The following is a 24,795-nucleotide window of genomic DNA, read 5'->3' on the forward strand; positions in this document are numbered from 1 at the left end:
TTGACGGGACGACACCCATCCCGGTCACAGCGAGGTCCGCGGCACGCAGGCCGCGGCGAGAAGGGGAGTGGTGACGTGCGCGCGTCCGAGAGGCGAGCGGCCATCGAGCGCGAGCTGCGGCTCACCGGCAAGGTCAACGTCGCCGAGCTCGCGCGGGCGATGGCGACCTCGCCCATCAGCATCCGGCGTGACCTCAACACGCTCGTCGAGCGAGGCGTGGCCCGCCGCATCCACGGCGGCGCGATCGCCGTCGGGCAGAGGCAACCCACGCCCCCCACGCCCCGCCCGCGCCCGGTGCGGCGCCCCGGCGCCGAGGGCACGCCCACCACGATCGGTCTCCTCGTACCGTCGGCGCGCTACTACTACGCCGGCGTGCTCGACGGCGTGAAGGCCGCCGCAGCCCAGACGCGCGTGCGCGTGGTGCTCGCCGTCTCGGGCTACTCGCAGGCGGAGGAACGCTCGCAGATCCAGCGCCTGGTCCAGCGCGGCGTGGACGCGATCGTCGCCACGCCCGCGCAGGTCGCCCGGGACGACGCCGCGACCTACGACCTCCTGCGCGACCTGCCGCTGCCCGTCGTGCTCATGGAACGCGACGGCGGCGACGAGTACGCGCTGCTCGACTCCGTGCGCTCCGACCACGCCTACGGCGCCCGCATGGCCTTCGGGCGGCTCGCCGGCGCGGGCCACCGCGCGGTCATGCTCGTGTGCGCCGAGGACACGGCGACCTCCGCGTGGCTGCACGCCGGCTTCGAGGCCAGGCGCGAGCTGTTCGACCCCGCGCGCACCGAACGGATGGCGATCCCGTCCGCGCCCGAGTACGCGCCCGAGCTGCGCACACGCATCGACGAGGTGCTCGACCGCTGCGCCGAGCTCGGCGTCACGGGCGCCGTCGTCCACCCCGACGTCGCGGCCATCCTCATGGCGCAGCGCGCCCGCGAGCGCGGCATCGACATCCCGCGCGAGCTCGAGATCATCGCGTACGACGACGAGGTCGCGGCGCTCGCAGACCCGCCCCTCGACGCGATCGCCCCGCCCAAGCACGAGGTCGGGCGCCTGGCCCTGCGCCTGGCGATCGAGCGCGCACGCACGTCGCCCACCGGTGCGCTGCCCCGGCACATCGCGCTGCCGCCCTCACTGGTCCTGCGGGGCATGGGGCTGCGTGACGAGTCGGGTGCCGGTCACGAGACCGGAGCGATCCTCTGAGCGTCCGCGACGCACGCCCGCATCCGGTGGCTCCCCGCATGGCGGCGAGCGGGCAGCGAACGGCCGGACGGCACGGACCGAGGGAGGACGCGGTGCCACGACGAGTGCTCCTTCGCCCGCGCCTGGCCCTCGCCGTCGTGCTCGCGCTGGGCGCCGCCCCGGCCGCCTGCGCGCCCGGGGAGACCGGACCCGGCGGCGACCCGACCGGTGACGTCGTCGGCCCGTTCGGCGCGCCGGCGGGCGCAGACCTCGAGGTGTACGTCTTCGACGGCGGCTACGGAGCCGAGTACACCGACACGGTCGTCGACCTGTACCACCGCGGCCTGCCCGGATCGCGGGTCGACGTGTCCGCGGTGCAGGAGATCGCGACCCAGCTCCAGCCCCGGTTCGTGGCCGGCAACCCGCCCGACCTGGTCGACAACTCCGGCAGGCCGCTCGAGGTCACCACGCTCGCCGACGCCGGCCAGCTCACCGACCTGGCGCCGCTGCTCGCGGCGCCGTCGTTCGACGACCCGGCCGTGACGGTCGGCGAGACCCTGGTCGACGGCGTCGTGCAGGCCGGCACGCACGACGGCACGCTGCTCGAGCTGCGATACGTCAACACCGCCTACGGGCTGTGGTACTCGCGGTCGCTGTTCGACCGGCACGGCTGGACCGTGCCGACCACGTGGGACGAGCTCCTGGCCCTGGGCGAGCAGGCGAAGGCCGAGGGCATCGCGCTGCTCGCCTACCCGGGCCAGGCCATGAGCTACCTCGCCGACGTGTTCGTCGCCCTCGTCGGCAAGCAGGCAGGCCTCGGCGCGCTGGAGGCGCTCGACAACCTGGAGCCGGGAGCATGGCGGGCCCCCGCCGTCGTCGCGGCGTTCGACGCGCTCGCCGGGCTGCGCACGCGGGGCCTCGTCCTGGACGGCTGCGAGGGGCTCGACCACACCCAGGCACAGACCGCGTTCGTGCGCGGCGAGGCGCTGTTCTACCCGGCCGGGTCGTGGCTCGAGAACGAGATGCGCCACGTCACGCCGGCGGGCTTCGAGATGGCGATCGCGCCCGTGCCGCTGCTCGACGACGACGCCGCGCTCGACGCCGCCGCGCTCACCGTCGTGCCCGGCGAGCCGTTCGTCGTGCCCGCCCGGGCCGCCAACCCCGCCGGGGCGATGGAGTTCCTGCGCGCGATGCTCTCCCGGGAGGCCGCGGCCGACTTCACGCGGCGCACCGGCGTGCCCACCGTCGTGCGCGGCACGACCGGCGACGCCGACCTGCCGGCGCTGCGGACGGTCACCGAGGCCATCGACGCGGGCGCGCAACCGCAGCTGCGAGCGTGGTTCCGCACCTGGTACGAGCCGCTGCGCACCCAGGTGTTCGCGACGCTCGGCGACGTGCTCGCCGGCCGGGTCACGGCCCAGGAGGCCGCCACGACCCTCCAGGAGACCGCCGACGACGTCGCGGCCGACGACGCGATCACGAAGCACACGCGGCGGTGACCGCATGAGGCACGCCCGCACGCGATTCGTCGCCCTGTTCCTCGCCCCCGCGCTGGCGCTCTACGGGGTGTTCGTGCTGTACCCGTACGCCCAGGGCGTCGTCGTGTCCTTCACCGACTGGGGCGGGTACGGCGGCGAGCGCCGGTTCGTCGGGCTCGCCAACTACGCCGAGCTGCTGCGCGACGAGCGGTTCTGGGCCGCGCTGGGGCACAACGCGGTGTTCCTCGCCGTCCTGCCGCCCGTGACGCTCGGCATCGCCGTGCTCCTCGCCGCGCTCACGGCGGTGGCCGGCGGGCCGGGCGGGCGCCTCGGCCCCGTCGCCGGCGCCGGCCTGTACCGCGCCGTCTTCGTGATGCCCCACGTGCTGCCGCTCGTCATGAGCCTGGTGCTGTGGCAGTTCGTGCTCACCCCGAGGATCGGGCTGCTCAACGGCCTGCTCGAACGGGCCGGCCTGGGCGGCTGGGCGCACGCCTGGCTCGGGGAGCCCGGCACGGCGCGCTGGGCGGTGCTCGCGGTGCTCGTCTGGGGCCAGGTGGGCTTCGCCTACCTGCTGCTGCTCGCGGCGTTCGGGGCCGTGCCCGCCGAGTGCCTCGAAGCGGCCCAGCTCGACGGCGCCGGGCGGGTGCGCGTCGTGCGGTCGATCCTGCTGCCCATGACGGTGCGGACCGTCCGGGCCGTGGGGGTGTTCCTCGGGATGCTCGCGCTCGACATGTTCGTCGCCGTCGCGATCCTCACGCCCGACGGCGGACCGTCCGGCTCGACCGAGGTGGTCGCCACCTACATGCAGCGCCTCGCGTTCAGCGCCGGCCGGTTCGGCTACAGCGCGACGATCGGGGTCGCGCTCACGGTCCTGACGCTCGCGTTCGCGCTCGTGACGTTCCGGGTCACGCGCCGCGAACGCGTCGAGTACTGAGGTGACGGCCGTGAGCGCACCCACCCGCCACCGACGCGTCGCCGGGCAGGGCGCCGCCCACCTGGCGCTCGCGGGCTGGGCGGCGCTCGCGGCGTTCCCCGTGGCCTGGAGCGTGGTCGGCTCGCTCAAGTCCGACGCCGAGATCTTCGCCTCGCCCTGGTCGCTGCCCGCGGCCCCACGGTGGGACAACTACGTGCGGGCATGGCGCGAGGCCGGGATCGGGCGGTTCTTCGCCAACACCGTCGTGGTCGTCGGCGGCGCGCTGGCGCTCACGCTCGCGCTGGGGGCCATGGCCGCGTACGTGCTGGCCCGGTTCTCGTTCCGGCTCAACCGGACGGTGCGGACCGTGTTCCTCGCCGGGATGGTCTTTCCCGTGTTCCTGGCGATCGTGCCGCTGTTCGTCGTCGTCGACGCGCTGGGGCTGCTGGGCACGCAGGCCGGGCTGATCCTCGTGCTGGCCGCCTACGGTCTGCCGTTCACGGTGTTCTTCCTGACCGGGTTCTTCAGCACGCTGCCCGGCTCGGTCGCCGAGGCGGCGCTGCTCGACGGCTGCGGGCACGCGGGAGCGTTCTTCCGGGTCATGCTGCCCATGGCGCTGCCGGGTCTGGCGAGCGTCGCGGTCTTCGACTTCCTCGGGCTGTGGAACGGCTACCTGCTGCCGCTCGTGCTCAACCCCGACCCCGAGCGGTACGTGCTGGCTCAGGGCCTGGCCTCGCTCGCCGTCACGCAGGGGTACGCGGCGGACTACTCCGCGCTGTTCGCCGGGCTCGTCCTGACGATGGCGCCCGTGCTGGTCGTCTACGTCCTGCTGCACCGCCGGCTGCGCGGCCTGTCGCTCGGAGCGCTCCGGTGAGCGCCGTGTTCCCGCCCGACCTGTCGCCGTCCTGCCCTGTTCTGCCCAGTCCAGCCCCTTCCCGACAAGGAGACCCACCCGTGACCGACCCGCTGACCGCGGACGAGCGGACCGCCTGGTTCCGCCACGACCACTTCGGGATGTTCGTCCACTACGGCACCTACGCCGTCGCGGGCCGCCAGGAGTGGGTCAAGTACGCCGAGCACATCGACGACGCGACCTACCGCCGCTATGCCGACCACTTCGACCCCGACCTGTACGACGCGCGCGCGATCGCACGCCTCGCGCGCGACGCCGGCCAGCGCTACGTCGTCCTGACCGCCAAGCACCACGAGGGCTTCTGCCTGTGGGACACCGAGACGACGGACGACAACCTGATGCGCACGCGCGGGCGCGACCTGGTGCGCGAGCACGTCGACGCGCTGCGCGCCGAGGGGCTGCGCGTCGGGATCTACTTCTCGCTGCTCGACTGGTCGCACCCCGACTACACCGTCGACTGGTCGCACCCCCTGCGAGACCACCCCGACGTCGCCGGCCTCAACGCGGTGCGCGACATGGGCCGGTTCCGGGCGTACATGCGCGCCCAGCTGTGCGAGCTGCTGACCCGGTACGGGCCCATCGACTACCTGTTCGTCGACTTCACCCAGCCGGGGGTGCGCCACGGGCTGCGCGGCAAGTCGCCCGCGGACTGGGACTCGGCAGGGCTGCTGGCCATGTGCCGCGAGCTGCAGCCGCACATGGTGGTCAACGACAGGTTCGGGCTGCCGGCCGACGTCGCCACGCCCGAGCAGTACCAGCCGGTGCGACCGATCGAGGTCGACGGTGTGCCCGTGCTGTGGGAGGCGTGCCAGACCGTCAACGGGGCCTGGGGCTACGACCGCGACAACCTGGACGACAAGAGCCCCGAGCTGATCGCACGCATGCTCGCCGAGACGGTCTCGCTGGGCGGCAACCTGCTGCTCAACGTGGGCCCGACGGCGCGCGGTGAGGTGCTGGAGCGGCACGCCGACCTGCTGCGCGCCGTCGGCCGGTGGGTGCGGCGCAACGCCGGGGCGATCTACGGTGCGGGCCCGGCCGCGTTCGAGGCGCCGTCGGGCGTCGTCTACACCCAGCGCAGGGACCGGCTGTACGCGCACGTGCTGGCCTGGCCGTTCAAGACGCTCTACCTGCCCGGCCTGAGCGGCAGGGTGAGCTTCGCCCGACTGCTCGCGGACGGGTCGCAGGTCGAGATCGACGCCGCCCCCGAGCGCCCGGAGGGATCGAACCTCAACCCGGCGGCCCCGCCGCCGGGCACCCTGACCCTGACGCTGCCGGTGCGGCGCCCGGACGACCTGATCCCGGTGATCGAGCTGACCCTGCAGCCCGAGGCGAGCGGACCGGCGGGAGAGGGACGCGATGGTGTGGCAGCCCGCCCGTGACCCGCGGCGCGCGAGCGCCTGGACGCGCGAGGAGTGGACGGGGTTCGCCGACCGCCTCCTGACGGGTGCGCGCGCCTACGCGTCGCCGGGCTACGCGCGTCTGACGCTGCCCGGCCCGGCGGGCGCGTACGGCACGGCGGTCGACGGGCTGGAGGGCTTCGCCCGGACGTTCCTGCTCGCCGGGTTCCGCATCGCGGGCGACCCCGGCGGCGCGCGTGACGACCTCGCCCAGCGCTACGCCGACGGCATCGCCGCGGGCGTCGACCCCGCCGCCCCGGCGCACGAGCGCTGGGTCCGCCTGACCGAGCACCCGCAGGCCAAGGTCGAGGCCGCGTCCATCGCGCTCGTGCTCGACCTGTGCCGCCCGTGGGTGTGGGACCGGTTGTCGGAGCGCACGCGCGAGCAGGTGGTCGAGTACCTGTCGCCCGTCGTGGGCGACACCGCCTACCCCGACAACAACTGGCTCTGGTTCCGCGTGGTGGTGCAGACCTTCCTGCGGTCGGTGGGCGGCCCGTGGTCGCCCGACGACGTCGAGTCCGACCTCGCCCGCTACGAGTCGTTCTACCGCGGGGACGGCTGGTACTCGGACGGCCCGCGGCGGGCGTTCGACCACTACGCGGGCTGGGCGATGCACCTGTACCCCGTCCTGTGGTCGCGCATGGCCGGGGCCGACACGCTGGCCGGGGGCCGGTCGGCCACGCACCGGGACCGCCTCGACCGCTACCTGCTCGACGCGGTGCGGCTCGTCGGCGGCGACGGGGGCCCGCTCGTCCAGGGTCGCAGCCTCGTGTACCGGTTCGCGGCCGCCGCGCCCTTCTGGGCCGGGGTGCTCGCCGAGGTCCCCTCGACGACGCCGGGCGTGCTGCGGCAGGCGGCCGGGCGGACGGTCGGGCACTTCCTCGGTCACGGCGTCCCCGAGGCGGGCGACCTGCTGACGCTCGGCTGGCACCGTCAGTGGCGTCCGCTGGCCCAGGGCTACTCGGGGCCGTCGTCGCCGTACTGGGCGGTCAAGGGGCTGCTCGGCATCGCGCTCCCGGCCGGCCACCCCGTCTGGGCGGCCCACGCCGAGCCGTTGCCCGTCGACCTGTCCGACCAGGCGTTCGCCGTCGCGCCGGCGGGCTGGGCCGTGGCGACGACGCGCGCCGACGGTCTTGTGCGGGTCGCCAACCACGGCACCGACCACGCGACGCCCGGCGTGCCGACGGGCGACTCGCCCCTGTACGCCCGTCTCGGCTATTCGACGGCGACGTCACCGCTGCTCGACGAGGACGCGTGGGTCACACCCGTCGACCAGGCGGTCGCGCTCGTCGACCAGCAGGGCCGTACGACCCACCGCACGCCGATGACGCCGCGGAGAACCGTCGTGGGCGACGGGTTCGCGATGGCGAGCTCGGTGACCGACGCGCACTGGATGCGCGACGTCGTCACCCCGCCCATCGACCTCGGTGACGGGCGTGCGGGCACGGCGGTGCCCGCCGGCCGCCTGGAGGTGGTCTCGGTGCTGCGCGGCCCCTGGGAGCTGCGCCTCGTGCGGGTCGCGTCGATGGCCGACGGCGTCGCGGCGCACGACCTGCGGCTGCACGTCGGCGGCTGGGCGCTGCCGGGTGACACCGTCGACGACGGTGCTCCGCGGCCCGTCGAGGTGCGGGTCGACGCAGGCAGCGCCGTCGTGACGTGCGGCGCACTGACCTCGGCGATCGCGAGCGTCGAGGTGGGCGGCATCGGCGACGTCGTCACCGTCGCCGATGCCAGCCCGCTCGCGCGGCGCTCGTTCGTCCCGGTGCTCGAACGTCCCGTCACCGTCGGCTCCTGGTGCGGGGCGCTCGTCACGCTCACCGGGACGAGGCCCCCGCGGCGACGGTGCCGGGCCACGGTGACGGCCGGTGCCGTGGACGTCTGCTGGCCCGACGGTGTCGCGCACCGCGTGGCTCTGCCCGCCGACGGCGCGGCGTGACGCGCGCCGCGCGGCGAAACGATCGTCCGACGGCTGGTCAGGACGCGACGGGACGGGGCGAGGTTCACGGGCCCACGGGGGCGTGCGGAGCCGACCGACACCCGGCCGACCTGCGTAGACGCTCCGTTGCCCGCGCGCACGCGGACCACTGCCGCTGAGTCGATTTGCGACGCCTCGTGGAGAGCGTCCCGTTCGGGTCCCGATGATCTCTGTGCGAGCGCGGCAGTGCCAGGGCCGTCCGCAGCACATGAGGGCAGGGGGCCACCATGCGATCAGGGAAACGGGCGGAAAGAGCGGGGGCTCAGCACGTGCGCCCTCGACGCGGTGGTGGCCTGCGCCGGGCTGCGGCACTCGCGGCGGTTGCCGCGCTCGCGGTCGTGCCGGTCGTCGTCGCCGTCGAGGTGGCGTCGGCGACGGGCTATGTCCTGCCGGTCGACTCGCTCGGGCTGGAGCCCGCGGCGGGCAACCTGACCGACGGATTCTGCGAGTCGACCGTGGGCACCTGCACGCTTCGCGCCGCGATCGAGGAGGCCAACGCCCTCAAGGGCGCGCCCGGTGACGTGACGATCACCGTCCACCCCTCGTTCGCAGGGGGTGTGATCCCGCTCGACAACGCCGTCGGCACGCGAATGCTCACCACGAGCCCGTCGAGCGGGGCCACGGTCACCGGGGACGCCGGCGCGTACCTCGTCGTCACCCAGCCGGTGACCATCGACCTCGGCCACCGGATCAAGCTCCAGGACGCGGCGCCGACGACCGCCGAGTCGGCGTCCGCGGCGGTGTTCTACCTCAACGGACCGGACATCACGGTCCGGGGCGTGGACGACACCTACTCGTCGCAGACCACCTTCTACGTCGGCCCGCAGGCGACCCGCGTGTCGATCACCGACGGTTCGGTGACGACCCCCAACACCGATGCGAAGCGGTTCCTGGTCGTGCGCGGCGGGGCGAGCAACGTGACGTTGCGCGGCTACCAGGTCTCGGGGTACGGCTCGCTCGGGACCGCGGCCGACGCCCCCACGCAGGGGTGGGTGATGGTGGACGGAGCCACCGTCTCGCCCGTGATGGACCTGCTCGTGGACGGCAACACGTTCACCGTGGCGACTCCCGGCGCTCGCTGCGACACCTCGACCGCGGCCGGGTGCACCGCCCCGGCGGTCAACTTCAACTCGGCGGTCGGGCAGCAGGCGACGAGGTTCACCTTCTCGAACAACGTCGTCCGCGGCCTCAACCAGCGTGGCGAAAACTGGCACGCCGGCATCGACATGGGCCGAGCGAAGCTGACCGACACCGTCATCTCCGGCAACACGTTCGAGGACTGCCAGATGTCAGGTGCCGACGCGAGCGCGCTCATCGAGATGAACACCCACTCGACCTCCTCCATGGCGGTGATCGACGGCATCAGGATCGACCACAACGCGTTCTCCGGGCTGAGGACCGCGGTCGAGGGCGGCATTAACAGCGGCGTGATCCGGTTCCCCGGGATCGGGGGACGCTCAAGGGCATCTCGACGGTGGAGCACAACTACTTCGCGGCCAGCCCGGGCAAGCTCGGGCCGCAGGCGATCACGTGGCTGCCGGCCGGGAGCGCTGCCGCCAAGGTGACCGCCTCACGGCTGACCATTCGTGACAACTTCTTCGACGGGCTCGCAAGCGGCACCTCACGCTCGATGATGCGGCTGTGGGACACCGGAGCGGTGTTCGTCACGGGCAACCGGGCCGGCCCCGGCTCGCTCACGCTCGCGAACACCGTGCTCGAGGAGAACGAGGGCGACGCGGTCTACCACCAGAACATCCTCAACAACCTCTACCCGTCGAGCAACGGCAAGCTCAACACCTGGTTCCCGACCGCTCGCTCCAAGGACAACACGCAGACCGGCCCGGTGAACGCGGTCGCGTGCAGCGTCCCCTCGAGGTGGCCCCGCCGACCGACGCCGCCGCGAACGCGTCGACCACGGGAAGGATGCCCCCGGCCGCCAGCACCACGCTCGACGTGTACTGGACGGCGACCACCAACGCCGAGGTGTTCCTCGGCACCTACCCGCTCAACGGCACGAACGAGCGCCAGACGATCGACGTCGCGCTGCCGGTCGCGGGCGACCCTCGCCTGACCTTCGAGGCCGTCGACGGGGGCACGACCGGGCGGATCACCGTGCCGGGACCCGTGGACCCGGTCACCGGCCGGGTGAGCGGTGGGCTGCGCGTGCAGACGCACGACGCGTCGGCAGGGGTCACACCCGCATCGTCGCAGTACAGCCGCGTCGCGACGATCACCGGGCAGTGCGCCCCGGTGTTGACGATCATGCAGGCCGAGACGCAGCCGGAGGAGACGCTGGCCCGCGACCTCAGGTTCACGGTCACCTCGAGCATGGCGCTGGTGCCGGACTCGTTCGAGCCCGGTGACGTGCACGTGACGGCCGCGACCGCGACCTCGACCGGGGCGGACGGCGTGCCGGCCGGTGTGAGCACGCTCGACGGGACGCTGCCCGTCGCCACCGTCGTCTCCGTCACGCCGGTCCCGGGGACGGGCGACACGAGGTTCGAGGTCGTCGTCCGCGCGAACGACACGGCACGGGTCTCGGTGAGCATCGACGCCGACGCCGTCGTCTCGCAGGACTCGGGCCTGCGCAACCCGGCTCCGGCGGCGTCGGGCGCCACGGCGGCGACCGACAGCACGGTGACCTTCGTCAACCCGGTGACCGTCACGCCACCCCGGCTCCGGGTGGTCGCCGGTGACCCGATCGGCAAGGACTACTCGCTGACCCTGATCGCGGGTGCGCCGTCGCCGACGGCGGACCTGCGGTTCACGGCGACGGTGGACCAGCCGGCGGGCACCCCGGAGGTGCGGCTCAGCACGGGCGCGCCGGTGATCCCCGTGGCGGGGACCAGCAGCGAGCCGGTGACGGTCCGGGTCGCGATCGGTGACGTCGCGGCGAACACTCCGGCGACCGTCGTCCACACCGTGGCCTCCGACGACCCGGCCTACGACGGGCTCCTGGTGCCGGCGCTGCGGGTCGCCCTGTTCATGCACGACCCGAACCTGAGGGTCGTGAAGGAGGCGTGGGTGGAGCGCCCGGACGGCACTCCGCTCGACGACACCTCGGTCGAGGGGATCCGGGCGACTGGCGTCCGGGTGCCGGCCGGGTCGCGGCTCGCGGACCAGCAGACCGTGTGCTTCGTGTACACGGTCACCAACGAGACGGCCGGTGAGTGGGCGACCGACGTCACGGAGGTCACCGTGACCGACTCCGACGCGCGGCTCGGCGACGGCGGGGTCATCGGGCAGATCCCCGTGGTCCACGTCGACGAGCCCAAGTCGCTGTTCGCCTGCGCTCGGCTGGTCCCCAGAGACACCACGGTCGGCGGCAACGCCCCGACGGGGGAGTGACGGAATGGCAACCCGGACCCGGCCGAGGGCCGGGCGGTCGCGCACGCTGCTCGTCGTGACGAGCCCGTTCGCCGCCGCCGCGGTGGCGAGCGTGCTGGCTGCTGGCGGCACGCTTGCGGCGTGGTCGAGCGAGGGCTCGTTGCCGGACGTGGTGGTGAGCGCGGGCGACCTCGACCTGCGCGTCGTGGGGGCGCTCTGGCAGCAGGTCCCGCCGGGTTCGGGCGCGACCGCCGGGCAGCCGCTCGCGGACACGAACCCCGGGGTCGTGTCGATGCCTGGCGACGTGTACGCGATCCGGCTCGACGTCGAGACGTACCTGCAGGGCGACAACCTTGAGGGTGCCCTGCGCGTCGAGTACGCCGGAGCCGTCGCCGATGACGTCGCCGCAGGCCGTGCCGCCGTGTCCTTCCACGTCGAGGACGCCGACGGCAACCCGGTCGCTCCCACCTCGGGTGACGCCGACGCCGGGGCGACCGTGGCCGTCCCCGGGCTGCGGGGCGGGAGCGAGGGCGTGACGACGAGCTGGCGCGTCGTCGTGACCGTGCGCGTGCTCGGCGACAACCGGTGGGTCACGCCCGACACGGAGGGGTACCCGGGGGAGTGGTCGTCCGGTGACTTCGTGGTGCACCTCGACCAGGTGCGCCGAGGAGGTGCCGCGGGATGACGCCGACGGCACGACGTGGGGTTCGCGCGGGCGCCGCGGCCGCTGTCGCCGCAGCGGTGACGTGCGCCGCCGTGACGGCGGCGCACGCGCTGTGGTCGCTCGATGCTGCCGTCACCGTCCCGGCGTTCCAGGTCGGCGGGGTCTCGTTCGCCGCCGAGCCGCGCGATGCGGACGACGCGACGACCCTCCGCTATTCCGTCGACGGAGGCGCGGTGGCGGTCCTGGTCCCGGGATCCACGATCGCGCAGGTCCTCGGGCGGACGGGCAACGACCTGGCGCCGGTGATCTGGAGCTTCGACGTGACCGGCTGGGCCGACGGCGCCGCCGGGCTGGTCTACGACGTCTCCGTCGCCGCGCAGGTCGACGCGGTCGGCACCACCCACGACCTGTCGTCCGGGTCGGGCCGGGACGGGACGCTCCTGCGGTACTCGACCTTCAAGGTCTACCCCGCCTCAGGATCGGGCGGCTGCTCGTGGGTCCCCCAGACGGCTCAGCCCGCCGCGGGGCAGGTGCCGCAGAACGTCTACGTCGTCGACGGGGACGCGCACCTGCTCCAGGAACCGGGCGCACGGGCCGGCGAGGGCACCACGCAGGTGTGGTGCGTCGCGATCGCCGCCATCGACCGGCCCGACGGCCTGTACGCCAACGAGGTGACGGCGACAGGGACGGATGCTGCCAAGGGAACGACCCGCGTGTCCGTCGACTCGTGGCATGCGGCCGTGGCCTTCCCGTCGTCTCAGCCCCCGCTGGGCGACTACCGCAACACGGTGCTCGCGCAGGGCGTCGCGGACGGCACGATCGCCCGCGACGCAGACGAGTGGGGTGCCGCCGTCTACCCCGACCCGGGAAGCGAGCCGGACGTGCGCATCACGCTCGACCCGGCCGTCATCCACCCCGGCCAGAACTGACCCAGCACGCCCCTCCCGGGGACCACCGAAAGGAAACCCACACCATGAGCACCAACACCACCAACACCACCAACACCACCGACGCCTCGCTCGTCCTCGTGACGGAAGTCAGGAGGCGCCGCGGGGGCGCGATCTGGCTCGCAGGAGGCGCCGCGCTCGCAGTCGCCCTGCTCGGCGGCGGCACCTTCGCCCTGTGGTCGCAATCGGTCGGGTTGGACGGGGGCACGATCACGGCGGGCGACTTGTCGCTGAGCGCGGAAGCGTCCTCCTTCTACGATGTCTCGGCCGACCGGAACTACACCGAAGCAATCGCCGGGTTGAGCAATCCGGTCGTCAAGGGCCAGAAGATCTCCCCGGAGACGTGGCTGATGGTCCCCGGCGACAAGGTGGCCGCAGTCCTGCCCGTCGTAGTCACCCTGAAGGGCGACAACCTGGTCGCCACCCTGGCGCTCAGCTCGGAGGTGTTCGGCCAGGACAAGGTCATCCCCGGCGAGTACACCTACGCCGTCTACGACGGGAAGGGAACAGCGATCGCCCAGGAGGCGAAGGTGCCGGCAGGCGGGGTCCTGGCCACGCTCCAGGCGAAAGGGCTCGGCCAGGGCGTGGCTGGCGGCGAAGGCATCCCGACCCGTGCGGTGGACGGAACCGAGACTTTCACGGTGGTCGTCTTCGACACGTTCGATGAGAACGGCACGCCCGAGGCTCCAGGTAGGAAGGACGCGCTGACCGACCTGGAGGTGACCCTGACGCAGATCCGCACGCCCGGCGTCGGCAACTGAACGCCGAGTGAGCCGCCGGCGGCGCCTCGGCCCGGTCTGCGGGCCGGGGTGCCCGGCGGTCGCTCAGGACCGAAGGGGGTGGAGCATGCTGCGCAGGCGCGACGTGGCGTGGCGCATCGTCGGCGCGGCAGTCACGTTTGCCGTGTCCATCGCGCTCGTTGCCGTCGTCGTCCTCCTCAGCGTGATCCCGAGGGTGACGGGTGGCGCGAGCCTGACGGTGCTGACCGGCTCGATGGAGCCGACGTTCTCGCCGGGCGACGTCATCGTCGTACGTGGCGTGAGCGAGGACGACGTCTGCACTGACGTCGGTATCGGTGACATCGTGACGTACTTCCCCCGTCCTGAGGATCCCGCTCTGGTGACGCACCGCGTCGTCGGCGTGACGGTCGGAGCGTTCGACGACGGCACCTCCTGCCGGCTTGTCACGCAGGGGGACGACAACACCGCCGCCGACGATCCCGTGTCCCCCGCACAGGTGCGGGGCAGGTTCCTGTACCGGTTCCCCCGGGTCGGGCTGGCCCGCCAGTGGGCGCTACAGAACACCGACGTGGTCCTGGCGGCCCTTGCCGCGTGGGTGGTCGTCGCGCTCGTGTGGAGCGGGCTGCGTCCGTCGCGCACGCGTGTCGTCGTGCAGACCCAGACCGCGCACGACGCCGACCTGCTCCGGGAGAGCGGGCTCGCCGCGCGGGAGCGCCGGGTCGCGCTCCGGGAGGCCGAGCTCGGGATCGCTCGGCCCGGTGGCCGGTCCGGCGGCCGCCCCGCTGAGCATGTGCTCCCGGAGCGGCCCTGATGGCCGGCCGCACACGTGCCGTCCCGTGGGGAGGCGTGGCGTCGACCGTGCGCACGGGAAGCCCGTCTCGCCGCAGGCGAGCCCTGGCGTGGGCGGTCGCGCTGGCGTTCGTGGCGCTCGTGGTTCTCGCCGTGGCGGGGAGGCCGACGCTGGGGTGCGCCGGCGCGGCGCCGCTGACCATCCGCGCCGCGCCCGGCCCCGGGAACCCGACCGCCGGCGCAGCAGCCGTGAGCGGGGGATCAGAGGGCACCGCCGGTGGGTCGGGGCCGTTGCCGCCCGCATCGGTGCCCGGCGACCCGGCGCAGGACGGCTGGGCGCAGGACGGCTGGGCTCAGGACGGCTGGGCGCAGGCGCTCCGGGCGCGGTGGGACGGCCCCACGATGCACCTCGACTGGCGGGGGCGCGCCTATGCGACCGCCGAGGCGTCTTTTGTCGGGGACCGCGTCCTCACGCCCGGCGACGACGTGCACCGGACGCTTGCGGTGGGCAACGGCGGCCCGGCGGACGCCGTCATGACGGTCCGGATCCTGTTCGACGACCAGAGCCTGACGCGCGCCGACGAGGTGCTCGCCGCGCGCGCCGAGCTGTACTGGGATGTCGCGGAGGTCCACGGTGCGCTGTCGATGGACAGGCTCCGGGACGCTCCGGGCGGTTCCACCGTCGTCGCGGCGGTACGCGTGCCGCGGGCCGCGACGGTGCCCGTCACGGTCGGAGTCCGGATGAGGGCCGACGAGACCGCGGGCCGCGACACGGGCGACGACCCGGCGGACGGCATGGCGTTCCGGGTGCTCGTGCGTCTCGGCGCAGACACCTCCTCGGTCCCGGCGCCGGGCGTGCTGCCCCGGACGGGTGCGGCCGTCGCAGACCTGGTTGTCGTGGCGCTCGTCCTGGTGGGGCTCGGGCGGGTGCTGGTCGCCGCGTCGCGCCGCCGGAGCGGGTAGCCCGCGCCGGACCTACGACCGCTCGGCGTGCGCGGGTGGCAGGTACATGCCCGCGAGCGCGCCGGTGTCGCGCGCGTGGAGCGCCGCCCCGACGTGCCGTTCCCGGTACGTCGACGGCGGCAGGCCCGTCGCGGCCAGCACGCCGCGGCGCAGCGCGACCGTGGACCCGAACCCGACGCGAGCGGCGATCTCGGGCAGAGTCATCTCCGCGAACTGCGGGTCGCGCAGGAGCGCGAGCCCGCTCTCGAGGCGGAACGAGGCGATCCACTGCGACACGCTCTTGTCGTCGGCGAAGGCACGCTGGAGGGTGCGTACCGACATGCCCAGACCGCTGGCCACGGTGGCGGGCGTCAGCGAGGGGTCGGTGTGGTGGGTGCGGATGTACTGCAGCGCCTGCTGGCGGTGGCCGAGCACCTGCTCGACGCCGTTGAGGAAGGGCGGAGCGGTGGAGATGGTGGCGCACACCATGGCCTCGAGCGTGCTGCGGATGGACGCCCTGTCCGCCCACGTCTGGGTGCTGTCGTTGCGTTGCAGGAGGCTGCCGACGAAGGCGCTCAAGGCGAGGAGCAGCGGCGTCTTGGGCGGCCAGTGGCCGCAGCGGGCGTGCTCCAGGAGCGGCATGAACCCAGGGTGGTCGGCAGCGATATCGATATGCATACGCGCCGCGACGGTCGAGGCGTGGAACGTCGCAGGCATGTCGCCCGGCAGCAGGAACCCCGAGCCGGGTGTCATGAGGTACTCCTGGCCGTCGACCGTGACCGTCTGCGTGCCGTCGAGCGTGATGCTCAGGCGCGAGACCGGGTGGTTGTGCCCGAAGTTGTCGCCCGGGGTGGAGTGCGTGTGCGGTGTGAACTGAGTCAGCCCGATGTCGATCGGGCCATATCTCGCGCACACGACGCGGCCTTTGAACCGCAGGGCGTCGGCCCGGCGTGCTGGCTTCGCGCCCAGGGCAGCCATGCCCTTCGTGCCCACGAGCGTGCGGACCATGCGGCGGCCGCCGGGCTGTGTGCTCGCGAAGACCGACGGGCAGGAGACCCGGTCGCGCTCGCGGGCGTGGGCGGACACGGTCGCCGGCGCGAGCGCACGAGGTTCGGTCATCGATGACATGCGCCCATCGTTGGGTCCGCGACGGACCGCCTTCGTGCCGATGACACCGCGTGAGCAAGACCGTGTCGTGTAGCGCGCGACCGCACTTCTGGCGGCGTGCGTACGACATTCTGGCGCCGTGCGAACCGTCCGTGTCCGGACTGGACGTTCGTGCGTGCGCGTGACGTGCGGGGATGCGCGGACATCGTTTCCCAGTGAGGAAGATCACATGCCCTCCGGAGTCCAAGGGGCGGACGCTTCCGGCTGTTGCTGACACCCCGTTGCCTCGAGCGCGCGCGTTGTGGCACGATTACCGCCTGAACGGTCGGTCACTTATTCGGGTGAGGAGTCCCCGTACGGGCGGCCGCGCGCGAGCGACGACGAGGTCAGGAGCTGGGATGGCAGAGGCATTTCTCGTCTCGGGTGTGCGAACACCCGTCGGCCGGTACGGAGGGGCGCTCGCGAGCGTCCGTCCAGACGACCTCGCGGCGCTCGTCGTCGGCGAGGCCCTCAGCCGCGCCGGGCTCGACCCCGCGACGCTCGGCCACGACGTCGTCGACGAGGTCATCCTCGGTGCCGCGAACCAGGCGGGGGAGGACAACCGCAACGTCGCGCGCATGGCGGTCCTGCTGGCCGGGCTGCCCGACTCCGTCCCCGGCATCACGGTCAACCGCCTGTGCGCCTCCGGCATGTCGGCCGTCGCGATGGCCGCCCAGGCCGTGCGGGCCGGCGACGCCGACCTCGTCGTGGCCGGCGGCGTCGAGTCCATGACGCGCGCTCCCTGGGTACAGGCCAAGCCCGAGAAGGCGTTCGCCCGCCCGGGCGCGCAGTTCGACACCTCGATCGGCTGGCGGTTCCCCAACCCGCGCCTGCTCGCCCGTGAGAAGGCCACCTTCTCCATGCCCGAGACGGCCGAGGAGGTCGCCCGCGTCGCGGGGATCACCCGCGCGCAGGCCGACGAGTTCGCCTGCCTCAGCCAGCAGCGCGCCGCCCAGGCCGTCGACGCCGGCCACTTCGACGCCGAGATCGTGCCCGTCGAGACGCGCACGGGCCTGGTCGCCGCCGACGAGACACTGCGCCGCGACACCACGCGCGAGCGGCTCGCCGCGCTGCGCCCCGTCGTGCCCGGGGGCAGCGTCGTCACCGCCGGCAACTCCAGCCCGCTCAACGACGGCGCCTCGGCGCTGATCGTGGCGAGCGCCGCCGCCGTCGAACGGTACGGCCTGGTGCCGCGCGCGCGGCTGGTCGCCGCGGCGTCGGCCGGCGTCGCCCCCGAGGTCATGGGCCTGGGCCCCATCCCCGCCACGCGCAAGGTGCTCGCCCGCACGGGCCTGGACATCGGCGACCTGGGAGCCGTCGAGCTCAACGAGGCGTTCGCGACGCAGTCCCTCGCCTGCATGCACGAGCTCGGGCTCGACCCCGAGCGGGTCAACGCCGTCGGCGGGGCCATCGCCCTCGGGCACCCGCTCGGATCCAGCGGCGCACGGCTGCTGGTCACCCTGCTGGGCCGCATGGAGCGCGAGGACGCCCGGCTCGGGCTCGCGACCATGTGCGTCGGCGTCGGGCAGGGCACCGCGACGATCGTGGAGCGCGTCTGATGACCGCCACGCTCACCGAGAACACCCCCGGCACCGCGCCGGCACGCAAGCCCCTGAGGGTCGAACGGCGCAAGGACCGCGTCGTCGCGACGCTCGACCGGCCCGAGGTGCGCAACGCCATCGACCAGGCCACGGTCGACGCGCTGCACGCGCTGTGCGCCGAGCTGGAGGCCGAGCCGCGCACGCTCGTCCTCACCGGCGCAGGCGGCGTGTTCGCCGCCGGGGCGGACATCGCCGAGCTGCGCGAACGCACCGGCGCCGACGCCCTCGCAGGCATCAACACCCACGTCTTCGAACGCATCCACGCCCTCCCGATGCCCGTCATCGCGGCCATCGACGGCTACGCCCTCGGCGGCGGCGCCGAGCTGGCCTACGCGGCCGACATCCGCCTCGGCGCCCCCACGCTCAAGATGGGCAACCCCGAGACGGGGCTCGGCATCATCGCGGCCGCCGGCGCGAGCTGGCGGCTGCCCCGGATCGTCGGCCAGGCCCGTGCCGCCGAGCTGCTGCTGACCGGGCGCATCGTCGAGGCGTCCGAGGCGCTCGCGATCGGCCTCGTCAGCGCGCTGCACCCGGCCGCGGAGCTGCTCGCGGCCGCGCACGCCGTCGCCGACCGCATCGCAGCCAACGACCCGCTCGCCACGCGTCACATGAAGGAAGCCCTCGATGCCCCCGACGAGCTGCACCCGGGGATCGACCTGCGCCTCCAGGCCGAGCTCTTCGACAGCGCAGAGAAGCACCGCCGCATGACGGCGTTCCTGGAACGGAGGTCCAACCGATGAACGGAAGCGTCCCAGCACACGTCGGCGTCCTGGGTGCGGGGCGCATGGGCTCCGGCATCGCGCACGCCTTCCTGCTCGCCGGCTCCGCGGTCACGATCGTGGACCGCGACGACGCGGCAGCCGACGCCGGTCGCGCCCGCGTGGCCCGCGCCGTGGCGCTGTCCGTGGCGCGCGGCACCACGCACGAAGACGAGACGGCTCTGATGGACCGGCTCGAGACCCGCACGGACGTGGCCGCGTTCGCGCCGGCCGGGCTCGTCGTCGAGGCCGTCCCCGAGGACGTCGACCTCAAGACCGACGCGCTGCGCCGCGTCGAGGACGCCATCGGCCCGGGCGCCGTGCTCGCGAGCAACACGTCGTCGATCTCGATCGACCTGCTCGCCGGGCTGCTGCGGCGCCCCGCGGCGTTCGTGGGCATGCACTTCTTCAACCCCGTGCCGGCGTCGTCGCTGGTCGAGGTGGTTCAGGGCGCCGCGACGGCCGCGGTGACGACCGAGCGCGCGTGCGCCTGGGTCGAGGCGGTCCGCAAGACGCCCATCGTGGTCAACGACGCCCCCGGCTTCGCGTCCTCGCGCCTGGGCGTCGCCATCGGCGTCGAGGCCATCCGCATGGTCGAGGAGGGCGTGGCGGGCGTCGCCGACGTCGACGCCGCCATGACGCTCGGCTACAAGCACCCCGTCGGCCCGCTGCGGCTGACCGACCTGGTGGGCCTGGACGTGCGCCTCGGGATCGCCGAGTACCTCGAGAGCCGGCTCGGGCCGCGGTTCGCGCCGCCCGCGCTGCTGCGCGAGCTGGTCGCCGCTGGGCACCTGGGCCGCAAGACCGGCCGCGGGTTCTACACGTGGGACGACGACGGCGCCGGCGTGCCCGTCGAGGTCTCCCGGCTCGTCGGCGCGGGGGCCCTGCGGTGACGGCCACGGTGGACGCCCCCTGGACGATCGAGCTCGGTGAGCTCGACGCCCGGATGGGGGTCGAGGTCCTCGAACAGTCGGCCGACAGAGTCGTTGCGCGCATGCCGGTGGCGGGCAACCGGCAGTCGTTCGGACTGTTGCACGGCGGTGCGTCTGCCGCGTTCGCCGAGGCGATCGGCTCCTGGGCCGCCGTCATCCATGCGGGGCCGGGGCGCACCGCCGTCGGCGTCGACCTGAGCGTCACCCACCACTCCTCCGCGCGCGAGGGTCACGTCACCGGCGTCGCCACCGCGCTGCACCGCGGGCGCACGCTCGCGACGTACGAGGTCGTCCTCACGGCCGACGACGGGCGGCGCCTGTCCACCGCACGCATCACCAACCTCATCGTCACCAAGAAGGAGCCGGCCTCATGACCGCCGTTCCCGTCGTCCCCTCGTACGTCCAGGACACCTGGTGGGTCCCCCGGCAGGACGCGGAGGGCGGGGCCGTCGTGCGCGACGCGGCGACGGGCGAGCCCGTCGCGCGCGTGTCGGCCGCAGGGCTCGACGTCGCCGCCGCGCTCGAGCACGCCCGCACCGTGGGCCAGGAGTCCCTGGGCGCGCTGACGCTGCACCAGCGCGCCCTGCTGCTCAAGCAGATGGCGCTCGCGCTGACCGCGCGCAAGGGCGAGCTGTACGAGGCGTCGGCGCGCACGGGCGCCACGCGCCGCGACTCGGCGGTCGACGTCGACGGCGGCATCGGCGTCCTGTTCACCTACTCGTCCAAGGGGCGGCGCGAGCTGCCCAACGCGAACGTCATCCTCGACGGTCCCGCCGAGGTGCTGTCGAAGGACGGCTCGTTCCTCGGCCGGCACGTGTACACGCGGCTGCCCGGCGTCGCGGTGCAGATCAACGCCTTCAACTTCCCCGTGTGGGGGCCGCTGGAGAAGCTCGCGCCCGCGTTCCTCGCCGGGGTGCCCACGCTCATCAAGCCCGCGACGCCCACCGCGCCGCTCACCGAGGCGTGGGTGCGCATCCTCGCCGACGCCGGGCTGCTGCCCGCCGGCACCGTGCAGCTCGTCTCGGGCGCCGCGCGCGACCTGCTCGACCACCTGCGGCTGGGGGACGCGGTCGCGTTCACCGGGAGCGCCTCGACCGCGCGGCGGCTGCGCGCGCACCCGGCCGTCGCCGAGGCGGGCGTGCGGTTCACCGCCGAGACCGACTCGCTCAACGCGAGCGTGCTCGGCCCCGACGCGCTGCCCGGCACGCCCGAGCTCGAGGCGTTCGTGGCCCAGGCCGTCACCGAGATCACCACCAAGGCCGGGCAGAAGTGCACCGCGATCCGCCGGCTCGTGGTGCCCGGCGTGCTGGTCGACGTCGTCGTCGAACGGCTGCGCGAGCGCCTGGGCGCCACGGTGGTCGGCGACCCGCGCGCGGAGGGCGTGACCATGGGCCCGCTCGCCTCGACCGACCAGGTCGCCGAGGTGCGCCGCCAGGTCGAACGGCTCGTCGCCGACGGCGGCGAGATCGTCGTCGGCGCCCTGCCCGGTGCCGAGGGTCCGCGCGTGCGCCGGGCCGACGGCACCACGGGCACCGTGCCCGGCGGGGCGTTCGTCGCCCCGCTGGTGCTGCGCTTCGCCGACGGCACCGCGCCGGCGCTGCACGAGGTCGAGGCGTTCGGCCCGGTCGCGAGCGTCGTCGGCTACGGCACCGTGGCCGAGGCGATCGCCCTCGTCAACCGGGGCGGCGGCTCGCTCGTGACGAGCGTCGTGACCGACGACCCGCAGGCCGCCGTCGCGATCACCCTCGGCATCGGCGCCGCCCACGGGCGCGTGCTGCTGCTCGACCGTGACGACGCCCGCACGTCGACCGGGCACGGCTCGCCCGTGCCGCACCTCGTGCACGGCGGCCCCGGCCGCGCCGGCGGCGGCGAGGAGCTGGGCGGCGTGCGCGCCGTCCACCACTACATGCAGCGCACCGCCGTGCAGGGCTCGCCCCGCATGCTGACCGCGCTCACGGGCGTCTGGCACCCGGGCGCTGGGACGACGGACGACGGCGAGCACCCCTTCCGCAAGTCGCTCGCGGAGCTGGCGGTCGGCGACCGCGTCGTGTCGGGGTCGCGCACCGTGACGCTCGCCGACATCGAGACGTTCGCGCACTTCACCGGCGACACGTTCTACGCGCACATGGACGCCGACGCGGCCGCCGCCAACCCGTTCTTCCCCGGCCGGGTCGCACACGGGTACCTGCTCGTGTCGTGGGCTGCGGGGCTGTTCGTCGACGCGGCCCCCGGCCCGGTGCTGGCGAACTCGGGGCTGGAGAACCTGCGGTTCGTGACGCCCGTCTCGCCCGGCGACTCGATCCGCGTCGAGCTCACCGCCAAGCAGATCACCCCGCGCGAGACGGAGGACTACGGCGAGGTGCGCTGGGACGCGGTGCTGCGCAACCAGGACGACGCCCTGGTGGCGGCCTACGACGTGCTGACTCTCGTGGCCAAGACCCGCGCCCAGGTGCCCGCGCCGGTCTGACCCGGTCGGGCCGGCCTGCGGGTCCGGCCAGCACAGGTCCGGCCCGCACAGGTCCGGCCCGCACGGGTCCGGCCCGTGCGGGTCAGGCCCGCAGGCCCTCCAGGGCGACGGCCAGGACGTCGTGGGCAAGGTCGTGCGCCGACTGGGAGCGGTCGGGGCGGTACCACTCGACGATCGAGTTGATCATCCCGAACAGCAGCCGCTCGACGACGTGCGGGTCGACGTCGGAGCGCAGCGAGCCGTCCTCGATCGCCGCGGCGACGATCCGCTGCACGCGGTTGTCGAACGCGCGCCGGCGTGCGAGCGCGGCCCGCTCGACCTCGGTGTTGCCGCGCACGCGCAGCAGAAGGGTCACGTACGGGAGCTTCTCGACGAGCACGTGGACGGCGCCGCTGAGCACGTGCTCGAGCTGGTCCGCGGCCGCGCCCTGGGCGGCGGCCGGGTCGTCGAGCACGGCCTCGAGCGCGTCGAGCGCCTCGCCCACGGCGAGCTCGAGGATCTGCTCCTTGGCGGTGAAGTGGTGGTAGAGCGCGGACTTCGACAGCCCGAGCCGCTCCGCCAGCAGACCGACGGACGTCGCGTCGTAGCCGTGCTCGTTGAACGCGTCGACCGCGACGTCGAGGATCTCCCGGCGGTCGTATCCGGGGCGTCCGCGGCGCGTCGGCCGGTCCGGCGTGCGTGGTGCCATGGCGGACATTCTGACAGTGCGCGCGGTGGGGCCCGCGGCGGCGGCACGGCCTGCGTGCGCCACCGCGGGCCGCACCTCAGGCCTCGCGCAGGTCGCGCACCCGCTGCGTCTTGCCCTCGGAGCGGGGCAGGCTGCCGGGCGCGGCGAGCCGCACGGCGACGCTCGACCCCACGAACTCCTTGATCTGGAAGGCGAGCTCGTCGGCCCCGGCCTGTGCCGTCTCGGCCGACAGGCCGGGCTGCGGCTCGACGACGGCGGCGAGCGCGTCCATGCGCCCGGACGTGGTGAGCTCGAGCACGAAGTGCGCGGTGAGCGCCGGGATGCCGAGCACGAGCTCCTCGATCTGCGTGGGGAACACGTTGACGCCGCGCAGGTTGATCATGTCGTCGTTGCGTCCGGTGATCTTCGCCATGCGGCGCATGCCCGGGCGGTCCGTGCCGGGCAGCAGGCGCGTCAGGTCGCGCGTGCGGTAGCGCAGGACGGGGAACGCCTCCTTGGTCAGCGAGGTGAACACGAGCTCGCCGAGCTCGCCGTCGGGCAGGCGCTCGCCGGTCTCGCTGTCGACGACCTCGGGCAGGAAGTGGTCTTCCCAGATGTGCGGGCCGTCCTTGGTCGCGACGCTCTCGCAGGCGATGCCTGGCCCCATGACCTCGCTGAGCCCGTAGATGTCGACGGCGTCGATGCCGAGGCGCTGCTCGAGCTCGTTGCGCATCTCGTCCGTCCACGGCTCGGCGCCGCAGATCGCGACCTTGAGGCTGGTCGAGCGCGGGTCGACTCCGGCCTTCTCCATCGCGTCGGCGATGGTCAGCAGGTAGGTGGGGGTGCACATGATGGCCTCGGGCTCGAAGTCCCCGATGAGCTTGACCTGCTTGGACGTCTGCCCGCCCGACATGGGGATGACGGTGGCGCCGAGCCGCTCGATGCCGGAGTGGGCGCCGAGCCCGCCCGTGAAGAGCCCGTACCCGTAGGCGTTGTGCACGCGCCAGCCCGGCTTGACGCCGGCCGCGCGCAGCGAGCGGGCCACCAGCCCCGACCAGGTGTCGAGGTCGTCGGGCGTGTAGCCGACGACGGTCGGCAGGCCGGTCGTTCCGGACGACGCGTGGATGCGTGCGATGCGGTCGCGCGGCACGGCGAACATGCCGAACGGGTAGTTCGCGCGCAGGTCCGCCTTGGTGGTGAAGGGCAGCAGCGTGACGTCGTCGAGGGTGCGGATGTCGCGCGGGTGGACGCCTGCCTCGTCGAGCGCTTGCCGGTAGTGGGGCACCGCGTGGTAGGCGCGCGCCACGGTCTCCTGGAGGCGCTGGAGCTGGAGCTCCTCGATCTGCTCGCGTGACATCAGCTCCTCGGCGTCGAGGCCGGTCTCGTACGCGCTCAGCGCGGCGTCGGTGCCGAGAAGGGTCCGTTCGAGGCGGGGTGCGGGCGTGGCGTTGGTCGTCGTCGACAAGATGCTCTCCCGTGCGAAGAGGGGTCAGTGGGTGAGGGTGCGCGAGGTCGTGTGGCTGCGGCCGCGCATTTCGGCGACGACGGTGCCGTCGTCGGCCGTGACGGTGACGTCGTACAGCCCCGTGCGGCCGCGGCGCGCGCGGCGCACCGCCGTGGCGGTGAGCACGTCGCCGGACGTGGTCGGGGCGAGGAAGGCGATGTCGGCTCCGGAGGAGATGGTGATGCGCTCGTCCTCGTTGCACGCGACGGCGAACGCCGTGTCCGCGAGCGTGAAGACGACGCCGCCGTGGGTGATGCCGAAGCCGTTGGTGAGCGCGTCGGTGACCGTGAGGGTCATGACCGCGCGGCCGGCGCGCTCCTCGACGAGGGTGATCCCCAGCAGGTCGCGCACGTTGTCCTCGCGCATCATCGCGCGGACCTCTGGGCGGACCTCTGGGCGAACCGTGGGGACGGGTTCGGGCGCGAGCTCTGTCACGTGGCCTCCTCGTTGAGC

The 24,795-nt window shown here is 73.8% G+C and carries 22 protein-coding genes; 18 read left to right on the plus strand and 4 right to left on the minus strand.

Going from position 1 to position 24,795, the window contains the following annotated elements:
- The first annotated feature begins 75 nt into the window (after window positions 1–75).
- The 13 genes from ET495_RS16865 to ET495_RS16925 all read left to right on the plus strand — a co-directional run bounded on the left by ET495_RS16865 (window position 76) and on the right by ET495_RS16925 (window position 15,288).
- A complete protein-coding gene (locus ET495_RS16865) occupies window positions 76–1,203 on the plus strand; it encodes a substrate-binding domain-containing protein (protein WP_162616522.1) in 1,128 nt (375 codons plus the stop codon).
- A gap of 92 nt (window positions 1,204–1,295) precedes the next feature.
- The gene (ngcE, locus tag ET495_RS16870) at window positions 1,296–2,681 is read left to right on the plus strand and encodes an N-acetylglucosamine/diacetylchitobiose ABC transporter substrate-binding protein (RefSeq protein ID WP_162616523.1); all 1,386 of its coding nucleotides are present in this window, start codon (window positions 1,296–1,298) and stop codon (window positions 2,679–2,681) included.
- A gap of 4 nt (window positions 2,682–2,685) precedes the next feature.
- Entirely contained in the window at window positions 2,686–3,594 is a 909-nt protein-coding gene (locus tag ET495_RS16875; protein ID WP_129205737.1) for a carbohydrate ABC transporter permease, read from the plus strand.
- Between the two features lie 10 nt (window positions 3,595–3,604).
- A complete protein-coding gene (locus ET495_RS16880) occupies window positions 3,605–4,447 on the plus strand; it encodes a carbohydrate ABC transporter permease (RefSeq protein WP_211340873.1) in 843 nt (280 codons plus the stop codon).
- 80 nt (window positions 4,448–4,527) lie between these two features.
- Window positions 4,528–5,865 carry an alpha-L-fucosidase gene (locus tag ET495_RS16885; protein WP_129205739.1) on the plus strand — a complete coding sequence of 446 codons (1,338 nt, stop codon included), beginning with the start codon at window positions 4,528–4,530 and terminating at the stop codon, window positions 5,863–5,865.
- Entirely contained in the window at window positions 5,843–7,819 is a 1,977-nt protein-coding gene (locus ET495_RS16890; protein WP_129205740.1) for a DUF2264 domain-containing protein, read from the plus strand. The genes ET495_RS16885 and ET495_RS16890 overlap by 23 nt, the downstream gene beginning before the upstream one ends.
- A 308-nt stretch (window positions 7,820–8,127) precedes the next feature.
- Entirely contained in the window at window positions 8,128–9,423 is a 1,296-nt protein-coding gene (locus ET495_RS16895; RefSeq protein WP_129205741.1) for a hypothetical protein, read from the plus strand.
- Between the two features lie 292 nt (window positions 9,424–9,715).
- Complete coding sequence (locus ET495_RS16900; RefSeq protein ID WP_129205742.1) at window positions 9,716–11,206, plus strand: hypothetical protein; 1,491 nt, start codon at window positions 9,716–9,718, stop codon at window positions 11,204–11,206.
- Window positions 11,207–11,210: 4 nt separating this feature from the next.
- Window positions 11,211–11,870 carry a SipW-dependent-type signal peptide-containing protein gene (locus ET495_RS16905; protein ID WP_129205743.1) on the plus strand — a complete coding sequence of 220 codons (660 nt, stop codon included), beginning with the start codon at window positions 11,211–11,213 and terminating at the stop codon, window positions 11,868–11,870.
- Window positions 11,867–12,778: a hypothetical protein gene (locus ET495_RS16910; protein WP_129205744.1), complete on the plus strand. Its 912-nt coding sequence runs from the start codon at window positions 11,867–11,869 to the stop codon at window positions 12,776–12,778. Before ET495_RS16905 ends, ET495_RS16910 begins: the two co-directional genes overlap by 4 nt.
- A 44-nt stretch (window positions 12,779–12,822) precedes the next feature.
- A complete protein-coding gene (locus tag ET495_RS16915) occupies window positions 12,823–13,557 on the plus strand; it encodes an alternate-type signal peptide domain-containing protein (protein ID WP_129205745.1) in 735 nt (244 codons plus the stop codon).
- Between the two features lie 85 nt (window positions 13,558–13,642).
- Window positions 13,643–14,347 (plus strand): signal peptidase I, encoded by a 705-nt coding sequence (locus ET495_RS16920; protein ID WP_129205746.1) that lies wholly within the window; start codon window positions 13,643–13,645, stop codon window positions 14,345–14,347.
- Entirely contained in the window at window positions 14,347–15,288 is a 942-nt protein-coding gene (locus ET495_RS16925; RefSeq protein ID WP_129205747.1) for a hypothetical protein, read from the plus strand. Before ET495_RS16920 ends, ET495_RS16925 begins: the two co-directional genes overlap by 1 nt.
- A gap of 12 nt (window positions 15,289–15,300) precedes the next feature.
- On the opposite strand, the gene ET495_RS16930 is transcribed toward ET495_RS16925, so the two are convergent.
- Window positions 15,301–16,386, minus strand: a complete 1,086-nt coding sequence (locus tag ET495_RS16930; protein WP_211340874.1) for a helix-turn-helix domain-containing protein — start codon at window positions 16,384–16,386, stop codon at window positions 15,301–15,303.
- 386 nt (window positions 16,387–16,772) lie between these two features.
- Here ET495_RS16930 and ET495_RS16935 point away from each other — a divergent pair, with 386 nt between their 5' ends.
- Genes ET495_RS16935 through paaZ form a run of 5 tightly spaced genes read left to right on the plus strand, consistent with a single transcriptional unit; the run spans window position 16,773 to window position 22,171 of the window.
- The gene (locus tag ET495_RS16935; RefSeq protein WP_129205749.1) at window positions 16,773–17,972 is read left to right on the plus strand and encodes a thiolase family protein; all 1,200 of its coding nucleotides are present in this window, start codon (window positions 16,773–16,775) and stop codon (window positions 17,970–17,972) included.
- Entirely contained in the window at window positions 17,972–18,754 is a 783-nt protein-coding gene (locus tag ET495_RS16940; protein ID WP_129205750.1) for an enoyl-CoA hydratase/isomerase family protein, read from the plus strand. The genes ET495_RS16935 and ET495_RS16940 overlap by 1 nt, the downstream gene beginning before the upstream one ends.
- On the plus strand, window positions 18,751–19,665 hold the full coding sequence (locus ET495_RS16945) for a 3-hydroxyacyl-CoA dehydrogenase family protein (protein WP_129205751.1): 915 nt from the start codon (window positions 18,751–18,753) through the stop codon (window positions 19,663–19,665). The genes ET495_RS16940 and ET495_RS16945 overlap by 4 nt, the downstream gene beginning before the upstream one ends.
- Window positions 19,666–19,718: 53 nt before the next feature.
- Complete coding sequence (locus ET495_RS16950; protein WP_129206098.1) at window positions 19,719–20,078, plus strand: PaaI family thioesterase; 360 nt, start codon at window positions 19,719–19,721, stop codon at window positions 20,076–20,078.
- A complete protein-coding gene (gene paaZ, locus ET495_RS16955) occupies window positions 20,075–22,171 on the plus strand; it encodes a phenylacetic acid degradation bifunctional protein PaaZ (RefSeq protein ID WP_129205752.1) in 2,097 nt (698 codons plus the stop codon). The genes ET495_RS16950 and paaZ overlap by 4 nt, the downstream gene beginning before the upstream one ends.
- A gap of 82 nt (window positions 22,172–22,253) precedes the next feature.
- On the opposite strand, the gene ET495_RS16960 is transcribed toward paaZ, so the two are convergent.
- The 3 genes from ET495_RS16960 to paaI form a co-directional block, all read right to left on the minus strand.
- The gene (locus ET495_RS16960; RefSeq protein ID WP_129205753.1) at window positions 22,254–22,859 is read right to left on the minus strand and encodes a TetR/AcrR family transcriptional regulator; all 606 of its coding nucleotides are present in this window, start codon (window positions 22,857–22,859) and stop codon (window positions 22,254–22,256) included.
- Window positions 22,860–22,935: 76 nt separating this feature from the next.
- Window positions 22,936–24,195, minus strand: coding sequence for an AMP-binding protein (locus ET495_RS16965; RefSeq protein WP_129206099.1), 1,260 nt, complete (start codon window positions 24,193–24,195; stop codon window positions 22,936–22,938).
- Window positions 24,196–24,327: 132 nt separating this feature from the next.
- Complete coding sequence (gene paaI / locus ET495_RS16970) at window positions 24,328–24,777, minus strand: hydroxyphenylacetyl-CoA thioesterase PaaI (protein ID WP_245993173.1); 450 nt, start codon at window positions 24,775–24,777, stop codon at window positions 24,328–24,330.
- Between the last annotated feature and the right edge of the window lie 18 nt (window positions 24,778–24,795).

It is taken from the genome of Xylanimonas allomyrinae, from assembly GCF_004135345.1.
GTDB classification, from domain to species: Bacteria; Actinomycetota; Actinomycetes; order Actinomycetales; family Cellulomonadaceae; genus Xylanimonas; species Xylanimonas allomyrinae.